The sequence below is a fragment of the Hyphomicrobium sulfonivorans genome (assembly GCF_013306565.1).
Classification (GTDB): domain Bacteria; phylum Pseudomonadota; class Alphaproteobacteria; order Rhizobiales; family Hyphomicrobiaceae; genus Hyphomicrobium_A; species Hyphomicrobium_A sulfonivorans.
The window spans coordinates 636,350-650,955 of sequence record NZ_PZPO01000002.1 but is presented as its reverse complement, the minus strand read 5'-3'; the positions used below and the strand labels follow the sequence as shown (position 1 = coordinate 650,955).

At 56.3% G+C, this 14,606-nt stretch carries 8 protein-coding genes and 4 pseudogenes; 8 read left to right on the top strand and 4 right to left on the bottom strand.

Annotated features, from left to right (window positions below):
* Nucleotides 1-968: 968 nt before the first annotated feature.
* Nucleotides 969-1,129 (top strand): annotated as a pseudogene (locus C6Y62_RS08150) (integrase core domain-containing protein); the annotation flags it as partial.
* 520 nt (nt 1,130-1,649) lie between these two features.
* The gene (locus tag C6Y62_RS16735; RefSeq protein ID WP_173953483.1) at nt 1,650-2,621 is read left to right on the top strand and encodes an O-antigen ligase family protein; all 972 of its coding nucleotides are present in this window, start codon (nt 1,650-1,652) and stop codon (nt 2,619-2,621) included.
* A 7-nt stretch (nt 2,622-2,628) separates the two neighbouring features.
* Here the strand turns inward: C6Y62_RS16735 and C6Y62_RS16410 are convergent.
* Nucleotides 2,629-2,786 (bottom strand): annotated as a pseudogene (locus tag C6Y62_RS16410) (IS3 family transposase); the annotation flags it as partial.
* A 1,731-nt stretch (nt 2,787-4,517) separates the two neighbouring features.
* Here C6Y62_RS16410 and C6Y62_RS08140 point away from each other — a divergent pair.
* From C6Y62_RS08140 to C6Y62_RS16405, 3 genes and pseudogenes are all read left to right on the top strand, one after another.
* Entirely contained in the window at nt 4,518-5,639 is a 1,122-nt protein-coding gene (locus tag C6Y62_RS08140) for a glycosyltransferase family 4 protein (protein ID WP_173953482.1), read from the top strand.
* Between the two features lie 511 nt (nt 5,640-6,150).
* Nucleotides 6,151-7,186: pseudogene (istA, locus tag C6Y62_RS16820) on the top strand (IS21 family transposase).
* 20 nt (nt 7,187-7,206) lie between these two features.
* Nucleotides 7,207-7,757, top strand: a pseudogene (locus C6Y62_RS16405) (ATP-binding protein); the annotation flags it as partial.
* A gap of 395 nt (nt 7,758-8,152) precedes the next feature.
* Here the strand turns inward: C6Y62_RS16405 and C6Y62_RS08125 are convergent.
* On the bottom strand, nt 8,153-8,968 hold the full coding sequence (locus tag C6Y62_RS08125) for a class I SAM-dependent methyltransferase (RefSeq protein ID WP_173953481.1): 816 nt from the start codon (nt 8,966-8,968) through the stop codon (nt 8,153-8,155).
* 1,147 nt (nt 8,969-10,115) lie between these two features.
* Here C6Y62_RS08125 and C6Y62_RS08120 point away from each other — a divergent pair.
* Complete coding sequence (locus C6Y62_RS08120; protein ID WP_173953480.1) at nt 10,116-11,042, top strand: NAD-dependent epimerase/dehydratase family protein; 927 nt, start codon at nt 10,116-10,118, stop codon at nt 11,040-11,042.
* On the opposite strand, the gene C6Y62_RS08115 is transcribed toward C6Y62_RS08120, so the two are convergent.
* Together C6Y62_RS08115 and C6Y62_RS08110 are read right to left on the bottom strand one after the other, a co-directional pair.
* Entirely contained in the window at nt 11,029-11,601 is a 573-nt protein-coding gene (locus tag C6Y62_RS08115; RefSeq protein ID WP_338074341.1) for a sugar transferase, read from the bottom strand. The genes C6Y62_RS08120 and C6Y62_RS08115 overlap by 14 nt on opposite strands.
* A gap of 173 nt (nt 11,602-11,774) precedes the next feature.
* The gene (locus C6Y62_RS08110) at nt 11,775-12,155 is read right to left on the bottom strand and encodes a hypothetical protein (protein WP_173953478.1); all 381 of its coding nucleotides are present in this window, start codon (nt 12,153-12,155) and stop codon (nt 11,775-11,777) included.
* 105 nt (nt 12,156-12,260) lie between these two features.
* Here C6Y62_RS08110 and C6Y62_RS08105 point away from each other — a divergent pair, with 105 nt between their 5' ends.
* A complete protein-coding gene (locus C6Y62_RS08105; protein ID WP_173953477.1) occupies nt 12,261-13,538 on the top strand; it encodes a nucleotide sugar dehydrogenase in 1,278 nt (425 codons plus the stop codon).
* Nucleotides 13,535-14,605 carry an NAD-dependent epimerase/dehydratase family protein gene (locus C6Y62_RS08100; RefSeq protein WP_173953476.1) on the top strand — a complete coding sequence of 357 codons (1,071 nt, stop codon included), beginning with the start codon at nt 13,535-13,537 and terminating at the stop codon, nt 14,603-14,605. Before C6Y62_RS08105 ends, C6Y62_RS08100 begins: the two co-directional genes overlap by 4 nt.
* Nucleotide 14,606: the final 1 nt, after the last annotated feature.

Here is a 14,606-nt window from a genome sequence, read left to right as displayed (position 1 = left end):
GGAAGAACCTATGCAACACCCCCCAAGGCTGCACCCACGCCGCCGCACTACCTACGCGCGGTCATGCGCGTGCTGGCGCACCTGCTGGCCTGCTGTGGTGCTGGTGCCCGGCTGCTGTACGTGCTGGCCTACGGGGAGGGGGCTGCCCCCTTGATGCTGGTGGTGTGGTGAGGCATGCCCGCCGCTGGCGGGCTGCCCGCCATGGGCTGGGGTGTGCCTTCTATGCGCTTGTGTCTGCCCTTATGGGAAAGGGAGGTGTGGCTGCGGCGGCGCCCATTAGCGCAGCGGCAGCGGCGGACCGCATGGGGTTGATGATGCCGAGGGGCATTGGTTTGCGTCCTGCTCAAATCCTGAGGCGTTTTCCAAAATCGAAAGCGCCCCTCCGTTTTCAAATCCTGAGGCTTTTTCGGAAATCGAAATGGCCCCCTTGTTCTGTGTCGTGCGGGTGTCAGGGACGGGATGGCGTCGTTACGCATCGGGCGATCAGCGCGCAAAGCTGTGTTGATCGGCTGCAATCGCGTTGCGTGTTGACGGCATCGCCGTCCCTGACCCGCTATGCTAGGCCCGGCGCTCAGTGCTCAATCGGCACGCTCGGTGAAGCCCGCCTATGGCGGGCAGCGGCGTGCAACTATGGCTAAGGCGCTCGTCGGCCTGCTGTCCCGCTTTGCGGGAATGGGAATATCTGCGGCGGAGAGGTTTCCCGCCACGGAATACTTCGCGCCTAATCGCGCGAGTTATTCATTGGGCGACAAAGCGCGTGACCTTGTCCGTACGGACGGCGGCGGTGATCCGGCCCCCACTGACGTGGTCCTTATCGAAGCAAGGATTTTTCTTTGAGGAGGACCTCAGATGCCGAAGAAGACCTACAAGCCGGAAGAGATCGTCGCGTAGCTGCGGCAGGCAGATGTGCTGATTGCGCAAGGCGGCAAGATCCCGACGTTGTGCGCACGATTGGCGTACGCAGGTGACGTGAAGTGCAGATCATCGAGAGCTGGCGCCGCCATTATAATGGGTGCGACCGCATCAGTCGCTCGGCTACAGGTCACCGGCGCCGGAAGTGTTCGTGCCGGCGATCGCTGCGTGGCCTTGCTCACGGCTACGCCCGCTCCCTCGCCAACGCAGCATCTAGCAGCCCTAAACTACATTTCACCCGGGCACTCAAAGGGGGGCAGGTCAAACATTGTTGCGTTGCAGAACGCCTTACAATATAGGCTTTCAAGGTCTCCAAGATTGCTTCCCTTCCAAGGCTTGTTAATTCGTCATCAAGCCGTGGTGAGAGCGTGTAACGTTCGTCCTAGAGAAGTTCGCCCATGTTCAATGGCACTGTACCGTCAACGTTCCGCCAACGTGTACCCGGCATAGTAGTGGGTAGCGTAATTATAGCGACCGTCGTTGCCGCTTTCGCTAGCGCTAAGACGCTGCCATTTACATTCTGCCTGCTAACAGCGAGTTTTTTGGTCTCTGCCACATTCCGCAGCAAGTTCCGCTTCGTTTTACCGGGGCGGGCGGGAATACTTATTCTGCTCGTACCTTATCCACTTTACGCGATGCTGACATCTTTGTGGGCCTTTTCGCCTATCATGGCTCTAACCGTCAGTTGCTATAGTCTTATCATAATAGCGTCGAGCGTTTTCATAATTGACCTCGTCATGAATGAACAACGCATCCCTATGCTTCACATAGCAGAAGGATTGTGGGTCGGTTTTTTGGTAGGGGCATTGTACTTGTTGATTGAGTTCACTTCAGAGCAAGGAATAAAAATTTGGACCTACAATTTGCTTGGGCTTCAACCCAGTGATCTCTCTCCTCCAATGTTTTTCAAGTGGGCTGCTGATGGGCAGCTCCTTGAGATTTCGCGTCAGGATTTAACGCGCAATGTTGCACCGCTGACGTTACTACTTTGGCCAACCATTGCTGCAGTCGTGGGTATTGCCACGCGCCGCAATGCCGGCATTCTGGCGGGATCTTTGGCAATGGTGGCAGCCATCACCATCATGATTTCGTGGCACGAAACCTCGAAGCTGGCCCTGCTCATTGGCGTCATGGTCTTTCTATTAACAAAAATTGCACCAAGTCTCAGTGTCAGGGTGATTACCTGCGGATGGATTGCACTGTGTATAGGGATACTGCCAGCTGCACTTTTAGGCCCGCGCCTCGGCCTAGATAAAGCATCCTGGCTGCCTTTAAGTGCCCAACATCGCATAATCATATGGAATGAGACGGCCCTACACACACTCAAAAACCCAATTATTGGTGTGGGTGCGCGCACTACATATTATCTGGGGCCCATTCTCGAAAAGGAAATCCCTACCGATCAACGCGGTCCGCTGATGCGCTCTCTTTCCAGTCACGCACATAATATATTCCTACAGACATGGTTTGAATTGGGTGCCATAGGCACAGCATTATTATGTATATTCGGCATCGGGATCACCCGCGCAATAGGAAAACTCCCGTTCGATTCAATGTCCTACGCTCTTGCAACTTTCGCAGCTTCCGCGACAATGGCCGCCTCGAGTTACGGCCTATTCCAATACTGGTTCCAAGCAATGTTTGGGCTCACGGCGGTTTGCTGCAGCATTGGAGTTAAGGCGTTGAAAAACAGAGAATACTCAGATTGATTAGGTGCAACTGAGCCATGCGCATCGTCGTGCTCAGCTTCCTGGCGATGATGTAGCGGGAAAAGTCGTCGAGGATCGTCGGCAGATAGAGGCGGGCCTAGCCGACCACGCTCAGATACGTGCAGTCACATGGTTCGGTGCTGTGGTCTTGTCCCGGAACTCCTCCTCCGGCCCCCTTGACCACGATGAACGCCGGTCTGGGTTATGATCTGCGCCCGCACATCATCGGGATGCGATCCACACCCGTGAGAGTGCTGACGATCTGTCTCGCAGCGCCGCCAGTGCGAAGACAATAGGCTAGCCCGGTAATGCTGGGCTAGCCTATCAAACTCGCTTCATCAAATGTTGCGCCAGATACCAACCTTTGAGCGCCATCGCCTGTTCCGCAGTTCTAATCAGGACGTTTGCGAACAGAGCCATGCCAAACCACGGACGCCGCGGTCTACTTTGACGAACTATCGGTACAGGCTATCGGTCCCTCAGAGGGCGGTGCCGGTGCGGATGTTGATCCGAACGCCATTCTCAGGACCGGCAATGTGTTTTTGGCAGCCTGTCAGCGGCACGCGAACCGGATGTGTTCGTGCTAATCGACGCATGATCGGATCGTCATCATCAGGCGCAACGGAGCGAGCGAACGGCGATACTCAGGCGCTGCCCCGTCACTGGCGGTCGTGGCGCCAACGCCGCCGCAGACTTTACCGCGAACAAGCCCATCGCCACGCTTGACATGCGCTGCTGCGGCCCGCGCGGCCTCGACGAGATGGGCAACGGTGCTGCGGGGCGGATCGTAGACGGCACGCCGACCGCTGTTGGGCTCAGGGGATCGCGGGTGGCGCAGCTATGAACTCCGCGCCGCTATCCATATCGATTGGATGGTCTGGGAGCTGGTCCGGCCTCCACTGACGTGGTCCTTATCGAAGCAAGGATTTTTCTTTGAGGAGGACCTCAGATGCCGAAGAAGACCTACAAGCCGGAAGAGATCGTCGCATAGCTGCGGCAGGCAGATGTGCTGATTGCGCAAGGCGGCAAGATCCCGGCGTTGTGCGCACGATCGGCGTACGCAGGTGACGTGAAGTGCAGATAACTTGCGTTGGTCGCTTTCTTGGTCGTCGATCAGGAATGCCATACTTGGAGAGATTGTCGCTGCCTTAGGCGTCTTCCTAGTGGCCTTCAGCTTTATCGCTATCTCGGCGGATATGTCTCCTTCGCTTGCTTCACCGCTATGCCAGTATGCATCGGTGCCGCATGCCTGATTGTGCCAACGCCAGTGTCTGTTACCGCTCGTATTCTATCGCTCTCACCGTTCGTCTGGATAGGGCTGATCTCCTATTCGCTCTACCTACCTATGGCACTGGCCAGTCCTCGTGTTCTACCATCACTATCTGAACGGGCTGATGCCGTCGTCGGCCGAGGCTGTCTTACTCGCCGCGTTATCAATTTTGCTCGCCGTTGGATCATGGCGCTTTATCGAAAAACCCTTCGGACTGGCGCGCTAGCCAAGTCGTAAGACCGTTACTGTTGCGCTGGCGGCCATTGTCGTTGTTGTAACGCCCGCTTACGCTGTGCACTGGTTTTCCAGAAACTTGGAGGCTATGTGGAATTGGAAGTGCGAGGCTCGCAGCATCCCACACGTGCAAGGCGAGCACTGCGTGTTCGGGGCGCCGTGGGAGACAGCCGAGCATCGCAGCATATGGGGCGATAACCACCCGAGCCGCTTGCAATAGCACCAACACCGCCTTTTTCCTCATAAAACTATGCCCTGCCGCGCTTGGTAGGGCAGTGCACCGTATCTGGCCAGGGTGGGCCTGACTATGTGAGTTGAGCGGGGGGATGTGATCAGTCTGCTGCCAAGCTCAGCAAGACATCAATATCGGGAGAACATCAAGAGATCGTGATATGCAGAAAATTCTGTTTCTAATTGGTAGCCTCGGTGGCGGCGGTGCCGAGCGAGCCACAATCAATATTGCAAAAATCTGGGCTGAGAGAGGATGCGATGTGGTGATTGCAACACTGGATGCCGAAGAACCTCGCATATATGATCTTCCGTGCGGAATACGACTTGTCCCGTTGGGGATATCCGGCCGCAGCCATGGAGTAATTAATGCGCTAAAGAATAACGTGTATCGCATTCGCAGGTTACGCAACCTACTCATTACCGAGCGTCCCGATATTGCATTCGGGATGATGTCAGCGGCCGTGATGCTGGGGATAGTCCGGACACGCAATATGATAGCAGTCGGCGCGGAGCGTGCTTTTCCACCTCAATCTATTCCAAGAGGCGCGTGGCAGTTTTTGCGCCGTTTGGTATACGCCCGCCTCGACATTGTGACTGTGCAAACGGAGGTCGGTCGAGATTGGCTTTTGCGCCATACTCGAGCTCGAAACGTAGTCGTAATTCCTAATTCCGTCGAAATTCCTCTTGCTAAGCAAGCACCAGAATTACCAGTATCTTTGTATGTACCGAGTGGCCAGAAGCTTCTGTTAGGTGCAGGTCGCCTCGTTCATCAAAAGGCGTTTGACCGACTCGTAGTTGCGTTTGGACGGCTGGCAAAAAAACATCCTGACTGGATTCTCGCTATCACTGGAGAGGGGAACGATCGGGAATCACTGGAACGAATGGTTGTTGATCGTGGCTTAGGCGAACGAGTCGTTTTGCCAGGTCGCGCCGGAAATCTTGCCGACTGGTTCATGGCAGCCCACGCATTTGTTTTGACTTCGCGGCATGAAGGCTTCCCAAATGTTCTTGTTGAAGCTCTTGCTCATGGCTGCCCGGCCGTAAGTGTCGACTGCGATACCGGTCCACGCGATATTATTCGACACGAGGAAAACGGATTGCTCGTCTCACAGGATGACCCAGAAGCGCTTGTTGCGGCGCTTGACCGCATAATGTCGGATGACAGCTTGCGCGGGAAGATGGCAGCAAACGCTCCCGAGGTAAAAACAACATTCTCCCCGGAACGTATCTCGGCTATGTGGCAAAGTCTTTTTGTAGGCACGCTCGGGAGGCCGGAGAAGTGAGCCATATCGCCCTCTACCTCTCCTCGCCACCTCTCTCCTCGCTGCCCGGCGGGGGCGTGGAACGGGTGATGGTCATTGCGTCGTGCGGTCATCGGGTCGATCTCGTGCTCGTGCGCGCGGAGGGATCCTATTGGAATGAGATCGTCCCGAGGTGCGTGATCCGGCCCCCACTGACGTGGTCCTTATCGAAGCAAGGATTTTTCTTTGAGGAGGACCTCAGATGCCGAAGAAGACCTACAAGCCGGAAGAGATCGTCGCGTAGCTGCGGCAGGCAGATGTGCTGATTGCGCAAGGCGGCAAGATCCCGACGTTGTGCGCACGATTGGCGTACGCAGGTGACGTGAAGTGCAGATCATCGAGAGCTGGCGCCGCCATTATAATGGGTGCGACCGCATCAGTCGCTCGGCTACAGGCCACCGGCGCCAGTGTCATCAGCGGTGTGAAACTGACCCAGCCAGCAACTCGAATCTGACCCGGCGTCCAAGGTGGTTCCTCCGAGATGGAGGGGCCGATGCTGACGGCAGAGGAGCGGATGGAGTTGGATATTCTGAAGAAGCATGGCGCGGGCATTCGTGAGCTGGCGCGGGCGACGGGCCGGTCACGGAACACGGTGCGGCGCTATCTGCGTGAAGGAGAAGCGGCTTCGGTGCGCAAGCCGTCACCGAAGCGGGCCGAGAAGCTGGATCCGTTCAAGGACTACATCATCGAACGGATGCGTGCGGCAGCACCCGATCGCATACCGGCCGCCGTGCTGTTCCGCGAGATCAGGCCGCGTGGTTATACCGGTGGCGAGACACGGCTACGGCAGTTCGTACGCGCTCTCGTGCCGCCACCCACACCGGAACCGATCGTGCGCTTTGAGACACTTCCCGGCGAGCAGATGCAGGCAGATTGGGGCGCAGGTGGGTCGCGGCGCCGATACGCTGAAGGTGTTCATCGCCACGCTCGGCTGGAGCTGCATTGCCTACGTCGAGTTCTGCGACGACGAGAAAGTTGAGACGCTGATCCGCGCGCATGAGAACGCGCTTTTAGCCTTCGGTGGCGCGCCCAAGGAAGTTCTCTACGACAACATGCGCACGGTGGTGCTGGAGCGGAACGCGTACGGCCGCGGCGTGCATCGCTTCCATGCCGGCTTCCTTGATTACGCCCGTCACGCTGGCTTCATGCCGCGGCTGTGCCAGCCGTACTGGGCGCAGACGAAGGGTAAGGTGGAGCGCTTCATCGGCTATCTGAAGCGCAGCTTCTGGATCCCGTTCGTCGCTTCCATGCGCCAGGCCGGATTGCGGCCCGACAAGCAGGCGGCAAATGCGGCGGTGGCACGCTGACTGCGTGAGGTTGCCAACACGCGGATACATGCGACGACGGGCGAAGTGCCGGCGGAGAGATTGCTCATCGAGCGGCAATCGCTGCAGCCGCTGTCGACACTCTATGGCGTTCGATCGATCCGCTCCGTGCAGCAACAATCTGCTGCACCACGCAAGACGATCATCGGCTATCAGCATCCACTCAGCGTTTACGACGCGCGGTTCCCGGAGGTGTGTTCATGAGAACGATGTAGCACGAACGCATCGCGGCACTGGCTGGCGAACTCAAGCTGACGGCGCTGCCGGACAGCTACGGCGCCATCGCGCAGTCTGCGGCCAAACGGAAGGATGCCAGCTTCGCCGACTTCCTTGAGGAAGTGCTGCGATCTGAGCGGGATGCGCGACGGATACGCTCGCGCCAGATGCTGACGCGCACGGCCGGCTTCCCGGCGATGAAGACGCTGGAAGAATACGACTTCAGCTTCGCGACCGGCGCGCCGCGGGCTCAGATCCAGGAACTGGCTTCATTGGGCTTCGTGGAGCGGGCGGAGAACGTGGTGCTGCTCGGACCATCCGGCACCGGCAAGACGCACCTTGCCATCGCCTTCGGGCTTCTCGCGGCATCGAAGGGCTGGAAGGTGCGCTCACATCGGCGGCGGATCTTGTCATGGCGCTGGAAGCGGCACAGCGGTAGGGCCGGATGAAAGAAGTGCTGCATCGCACGGTGGCGAGCCCGAAGCTCCTGATCATCGACGAGATCGGCTACCTGCCGTTCGGACGCGAGCAGGCCAACCTGTTCTTCCAGGTTGTTGCAGCCCCGAACTAACATCCCACCCGGGCCACTCAATGGGGGGGCAGGTCAAACATTGTTGCTGGCGATCAACAACCCGGCACAGGCGGCGCTCGTTGGGACGCTGATGGGCGCTTTTGTCTGGTTCCCTCAGCACCAAGAAGATCTGCCGCCACCACATGGAGGCGGGGCCGTTTCGTTTCAGCGCCAAATTTGCGCTGACCAGCATAGGTCGCCAAACATGGATGGCGTACTATCTGACGCCCCCCAACGATTTTAGGGGAGCTAGACAGGCATGTTCTTTTTAATCAGAAGCGCACCAATTAAAGCTTCGGGCCGTTCCTTTAATTAGGCTGCCCGACACCATCCTCGACAGCCTCGCTCGGTGCGCAACACTGCAGCCGCCGTCACTTTCGACTTCATAGTGGAAATGTGGTTTTAGGCGGCGTCCTAGCCAGAACATACTCTGCACAGCCCGTGCCAAGAACTCCACGGATGGGGGCAGGGCGGGTGTTGAACTCCTGAATGCGGGAAAGACCAGGTCCAACCAATTCATCAATGTCTTCTGGTGCAGCGCTCTCATAAGGATAGCCGCCTAGCCAGTCGACGGCATCGTGGTACAGATTCATTCCTCGATCTGCATAGTCACCACTCCCCTTCCCTGCGATGCGGTGAGCGGCCGCCATGACGCCGAAGAAGCCTATCTCTGCCACCTTTTTGATGGGGGCTGGAGAAATGCAATATGCATGCTTTATTCCTCGCCACGTCCCGCACATAGGTGATTTTCGGTATAGAGCCAGAATCAAGTGTCCCCCTGGCCTAACGAGGGCAGCAGCAGTTCGGACGGCCTTTTTCATATCCCCTGTGTGGTGAAGAACACCCCAAGAATATACTACGTCAAAATGTCCAGTGAGCTTTGTCTTCAAGATATCGTCCTGAAGGGAAGTTATCGCAGCGCCAAAGCGGCTCGCATTTAACCTGGTAGCCTCGACAGAGTTTCTATCGTAATCGGTCGCTGTAATCGATCCGAAGCCGAGGCGTGAGGCTGCCACGCTGTGAAGCCCGCTGCCGCTTCCGATGTCCAGGAAGGACTTTCCTGACGGATCAAGGCTATCAGGGATGAGGCGTATGAGCCCTGCTATAGCGGCCCGCAGCTTCTCATCATCGACAGTCCTTGAGTAGTCTTTCCAGTTCTGTCCAAACTGAAACCGAACCTCACCGCTGGTTTCTGACATTATTCCTCTCCAGATTAAACGAAGTCGTGCCAGCAAAATGTGGGACTGGCAACCGTACATTGCTCAAACTTCTGCCAACGGCGAGGTCTTCAAACTTCACAGATTTCCCCTTCTGTGCATTAGAGAGTATGGGGGCTAGCGATTGGCGCAAGTCGTCCGGTCTGTCACCGATCGCCGCGACGGCCGACTCATCTGTCCAAGTTTCCAAGGGCCCGGCATCGTCCAAGTAGAGCTCGCAGACAGAAAAATAATGTCAATCGGCGTCGAACTTTGCCCCCCAACCGGCGTGCAATGTTGACCCCGTCCAAGCGTTGCGCGATCAGGAGCGGTAGCACAGGCGCCAACTTGATCGACCGCGTGTTCCGCGCCAAGGCGCAGCTCGCCTTGATCGACTTGTGCTGAACGAAATGCGCGCGCCGGACCCGCCCGATTGCGTGCCGACCCACGCACCAAGGGCAATGTTCTCAGCACCGGGGATGGGGTCAAAATTGCACGCAAGTTCACAAAAACAGCTTTCGCCACAGTGGTTCCCAGCTGTATTACAGCTCTCGGCGATACCTCACGCAAGCATAGTTCCGCGGCTGAGACCTCGCCGCATAGGCCGTCGAGCACGATGAGAGCGCATCGGGTGACAAGCGTGACAGGCGCAAACCCAACGCCACTCAGATGGTACCGGAGTGCACTTGGCTGCGCCAAAGGCGCTTACAAGTCACATCCGCTGCCGTCCACCGTACCCAAAGGAGGTAATGAATACTGATAATTTGCATTGGGAGAGGGCGGTTCGGGTTGGCGTAAAATTCCATGCGAGTATAGCGCCGCGCAAATCAAATCGACCGTCGATGACTTCAAGTCGGGGCAGCACTCAACAAGTATTTTTTTTACCCCTTCGAAGGTTGCCATAATCCACCTAAAATGATGAAAACAATAACGGGAAGAAGTCTTTATGCTCTTCAAAAGTGATAAACTGTTCTTGGTGCAGAAGGCAAGTTGCTTTGGATCTGCATCCACAAAATTGGCTTGCCACAAGCCGAATAACTTTGCGTGTTATGCGGAACGATCAGTGCAAAAATAGCCTCAGAGGCTAATACGCCAAGCATCAGTATGGGCAAAAAACTTCAGCATCTCCTCCAAGCTACGGTGAGCGCACATGCATAAAAATGGCAAGGTAAAGCTAGCAATTACCGGCGGATCAGGGTTTTTAGCGCGCGGGGTTCTGGAAAGTTGTTCACAGGCCGGATTGAGTTGTCGTGCGCTCTCGCGCTCGAATCGCCCTCCGTGGGCCACGCAAGCAATCGACTGGGTGACAATCCCCTCCTATAATGACGTGTCAGCCTTATCCAGCGCACTATGGGACACGGAATATGTTTTACATCTCGCCGACGACCCTGCGCGCCAAGGCTCGTCACGTAGCCTCCTAGAGGCTGGTGAAAGGAGTGATAAACTGATCGCCGCTGCGACGAATTGCAATATGAAAGGCTGCATCGTAGCGAGCAGTGTGTATGCCGATGAGTTTGGAGGTAGAAAATTATCGTCTTATGGTTTGACAAAACGCGTAATCGAACAGCGTTTTCTGGATGCGTCGGATTTGCAAACCCTTATTCTGCGCCTGCCCCCAGTTTACGGACCAGGTGGCAAAGGCGGTTTCACCGCGCTTTCCAAACTTGTCCGGAGGAAAACACTGCTGCCGTTAGGCTCCGTTACCGCGCCGCGCGCATATCTGTCGCGCCGCAATTTCTCGTCCTTGATAATTGCTCTGGTGCAGTCAGAAGACAGCGCCTGGAAAAATGCTGCCGGCAAGATTTTCGAGCCATCGGATGGTGTCGCAGTGAGCACCCAGGATCTTGTGCACAAGATGGCAGATGTAATGGGCGTTACTGCACGGCTTGTACCGGTTCCCGTTGCTTTGCTGCGCGTTGTCGCGGCTTTAACAGGCAAGACTGAAATTGCAATGGCGGCAACAAACGAGCTTAAAGTTGCACCGGTTGAGGACATCGAGGACGTTTTCGGATGGCGTCCGGTTGAGTGTATGCCGCGAAGCTTGGCGTATTTGCGTGATGAGATCAGCCATCCTTGACGGCATCGCCGCCGCCGCGTCCGAGGGCAGTTCCAATGATATATGCCAAATCGCTCCGGAAATTAATGTCGCTCCGGTAGCGCGCATCCACTATCGACAGCTCGGTCGGCGTCGACATGTCAATGCCAGCCAACTGCGCGGCACCGGTGATGCCAGGACGTATTGCAAAGACATCACGGCTGACGCGCTCAGCAATAAGACTTTCCTGGTTTGGCAGACACGGACGCGGACCAACGAAGCTCATATCGCCTTTTAACACGTTAATGAGTTGAGGTAGCTCGTCCAGCTTGGTCCTGCGCAATATTCTCCCAATTCGGGTGATTTGCGATGCGGCAACCTCGTGGCTAGCCCTGTCGCCCGTCCCCGCCGACATCGTGCGCAGTTTGTAGAGGGTGAACAGCTTGCGATTCCGGCCTACGCGCGCCTGCTTGAATAGGCCGGGACCGAAGCTTTCTTGTCGGATTGCGACGACGCAGAAAACGCATAGCACAAGCGCCGGTAGAGCCAGCAACAGCGCCAGAGTCACATCGAACACGCGCTTGCCCCAGTTGGCATACATTGTCATATCTCAATCACAGCTCAAGTCATTCAGGGCGGTTTCCGTCGTCGAATTCTTTGAGACAGTTTTCGGCTTGAGGGATAGGAGGCTTTCGGATCGCTGGGGTTGGAGTTTATGCTGCTATTTTGAAGTCGGTCAATTGTCGGTGTTGGATGGTGGCGTTTAACCCGTTCTCACATGCTCAGAATGTTCTGCCGCCGCCCGAAGTAGACATCGGCCGGTGTGATGTTGCCAGGGTGTTCGTGGTAGAGGGCGTCATTGTAGTGCTCGACCAAGCTTGCCGGCTTCGAGGAAGCAAGGCCCGCACGCCGGTACAGCTCCGTAACCGAGACCTCACCGTAGGCCATCGAGCACAATGCGAATTTTCTCTTCCACCGAATACTGCGCGTTGCCGGCGCGCACGGGCCGCTTCGATAGACTTTGACCGCCGCCGTCAGGTAAGTTCGGGATGTAGTTTCCGAATCATCTGCACTCCTTCCGAACGCCGCGATGATCCCGAAATCCTTCAGTCGCCGAAACGATAATTCTGCCTCACAGGCGTTGAGGGCGGGCATGGATTTAGGTTTACGGTCGCGATGAGTGAACGTGGGTATCGGTTAGTGATCGCCTCGCTTCTTTTAACCCAATTGCTCTAGATCCACTCTTCAGGAATGTAGTCAATGAACTTGGTCGGTCAAAAAATAGCCATCATAGGACTGGGATACGTCGGGCTGCCGCTGGCCGTCGAGTTCGGCAAGCGCATGAACGTTGTCGGCTTCGATATCAACGCTAGCCGAATTGATGAATTGAAGCAGGGCAAAGATAGCACCCTCGAGGTTGCCGCGGAGGAATTGTCGAGCGCAACCAACCTGACGTTTTCCAATTCCAAGAGGGATCTGAACGATTGCAGTGTTTTTATCGTCACGGTTCCCACGCCGGTCGACAGGGCAAACAGACCGGATTTGACACTCTTGCAGCGTGCCAGCGAGCTAGTGGGCAGCGTCATGCGCAGGGGCGCGATAGTTATTTTTGAATCCACGGTCTATCCAGGCTGCACCGAAGAAATGTGCATCCCTATTCTCGAGCAGCATTCCAGTCTCAAGCACAATGTCGATTTCTTCTCAGGTTATAGTCCTGAGCGTATTAACCCAGGGGATCATGCACGCCGGCTTCCAAGCATCCGTAAGGTGACGAGCGGCAGTACGCAAGAAGCTGCTGACGCAGTGGACCAGCTTTATTCGACGATCATCACAGCTGGGACATATAAGGCCAGCAGTATCCGGGTTGCGGAAGCCGCCAAGGTCATCGAGAACACCCAGCGCGATCTCAACATCGCCCTCATGAACGAGTTGAGCCTAATTTTTTATCGCCTTGGCATCGACACGCTAGAGGTTTTGGAAGCGGCCGGAACCAAATGGAATTTTCTACACTTCAGACCCGGTCTCGTTGGGGGACACTGCATCGGCGTGGATCCCTATTACTTGACGCACAAGGCACAAGAGGTCGGATACCACCCTGAAATAATCCTGGCAGGACGTCGTATCAACGATGGAATGGCCACCCATGTCGCCGACGAGACCATCAAACTTATGCTCCGCGCCGGTCGCCCGGTTCTCAATTGTCGTGTTCTTATCTTGGGCCTGACATTTAAAGAAAACTGTCCTGACCTGCGCAATACCAAGGTCGTCGACATCGTGAAAGGTCTGAAAGCGTATCATGCCGGTGTTGACGTATTCGACCCGTGGATCCGCACGGATGAGGCCCAGCATGAATATGGGTTGGAATGCCTTGAAGATCTGCCAGTCGAAGGCACTTATGACGCCGTGATTGTGGCCGTTGCGCACAAGCAGTTCGTCGAGCTGGGCCCCGAAAAGATACGGGCGCTTGGAAAGAGCGGTGCAGTAGTCTTCGACGTCAAGGGCGTTTTGCCTGCGAACATGGTGGACGGACGTTTATGATGGAAAATAGCCCAGCCTACGCTCGAGCGCTTGAAAAACTTCGAACGGCTCCTCGGGTATGGCTTGTTACCGGAGTTGCAGGCTTTATCGGCAGCAATTTGCTCGAGACCTTGCTGCGCAACGACCAGCGTGTTGTTGGCATCGACAGTTTCGCCACCGGACGTCCCGCCAATCTCGATATGGTCAAGTCGCTAGTGTTGCCAGAGCAGTGGCAGCGTTTCGACTTTCTGGAAGGCGATATTCGCGATTTGAGCCAATGTCGGCAGGCCATGCATTGGAACGACGATGTACCTGTGGAATACGTGTTGCATCAGGCCGCTTTGGGCAGCGTTCCGCGTAGTATCAGCGACCCTATCGCGACCAACGATGCTAACATTACCGGCTTTCTGAATATGCTGGTCGCTGCCCGCGACGCGGGCGTGTTGAGCTTCACCTACGCTGCCAGCAGCAGCACCTACGGCGACCATCCAGATTTGCCCAAAGTCGAGGACAAGATCGGCAAGCCGCTTAGCCCCTACGCGGTGACTAAATATGTCAACGAACTCTATGCTGACGTCTTCCGGCGCGCTTACGGTTTCCGGGCCACAGGGTTGCGCTATTTCAATGTCTTTGGTCCTCGTCAGGACCCCAATGGTGCCTACGCCGCCGTTATTCCGACCTGGGTGTTTGGCTATCTGAAAGGCGGCGACCTTTTCATCAATGGTGACGGAAGCACCAGCCGCGACTTCTGCTTCATCGACAATGTGGTCCAGGCCAACGTTTTGGCGGCCACAACCTCCAACGAGGATGCGCGTGGTGAGGTCTATAATGTCGCCGTGGGCGAACGCACAACGTTGGCCGAGCTATCCACAATGATACGCGAGGAGCTTGAGCGGCGAGTGTCGCTTCCGGCCACCGATACCCTCTATCGTGAATTCCGCGCCGGCGATGTGCGGCATTCACAGGCCGATATCAGCAAGTCGCGTAGGCTGCTGGGTTACGATCCAACCCACTCCGTTGCCGCTGGACTGACCCAGACCATGGATTGGTACATCGCTCTATCCAGAGAGAGTACAGCCGCTGACTGAC

Excerpts from the sequence above, each read along its gene's own strand:
- C6Y62_RS08120 (WP_173953480.1), top strand. The coding sequence starts at position 10,116 with ATGCATAAAAATGGCAAGGTAAAGCTAGCAATTACCGGCGGATCAGGG.
- C6Y62_RS08125 (WP_173953481.1), bottom strand. The coding sequence starts at position 8,968 with ATGTCAGAAACCAGCGGTGAGGTTCGGTTTCAGTTTGGACAGAACTGG.
- C6Y62_RS08110 (WP_173953478.1), bottom strand. The coding sequence starts at position 12,155 with ATGCCCGCCCTCAACGCCTGTGAGGCAGAATTATCGTTTCGGCGACTG.
- C6Y62_RS08105 (WP_173953477.1), top strand. The coding sequence starts at position 12,261 with ATGAACTTGGTCGGTCAAAAAATAGCCATCATAGGACTGGGATACGTC.
- C6Y62_RS08115 (WP_338074341.1), bottom strand. The coding sequence starts at position 11,601 with ATGTATGCCAACTGGGGCAAGCGCGTGTTCGATGTGACTCTGGCGCTG.
- C6Y62_RS08140 (WP_173953482.1), top strand. The coding sequence starts at position 4,518 with ATGCAGAAAATTCTGTTTCTAATTGGTAGCCTCGGTGGCGGCGGTGCC.
- C6Y62_RS08100 (WP_173953476.1), top strand. The coding sequence starts at position 13,535 with ATGATGGAAAATAGCCCAGCCTACGCTCGAGCGCTTGAAAAACTTCGA.
- C6Y62_RS16735 (WP_173953483.1), top strand. The coding sequence starts at position 1,650 with ATGAATGAACAACGCATCCCTATGCTTCACATAGCAGAAGGATTGTGG.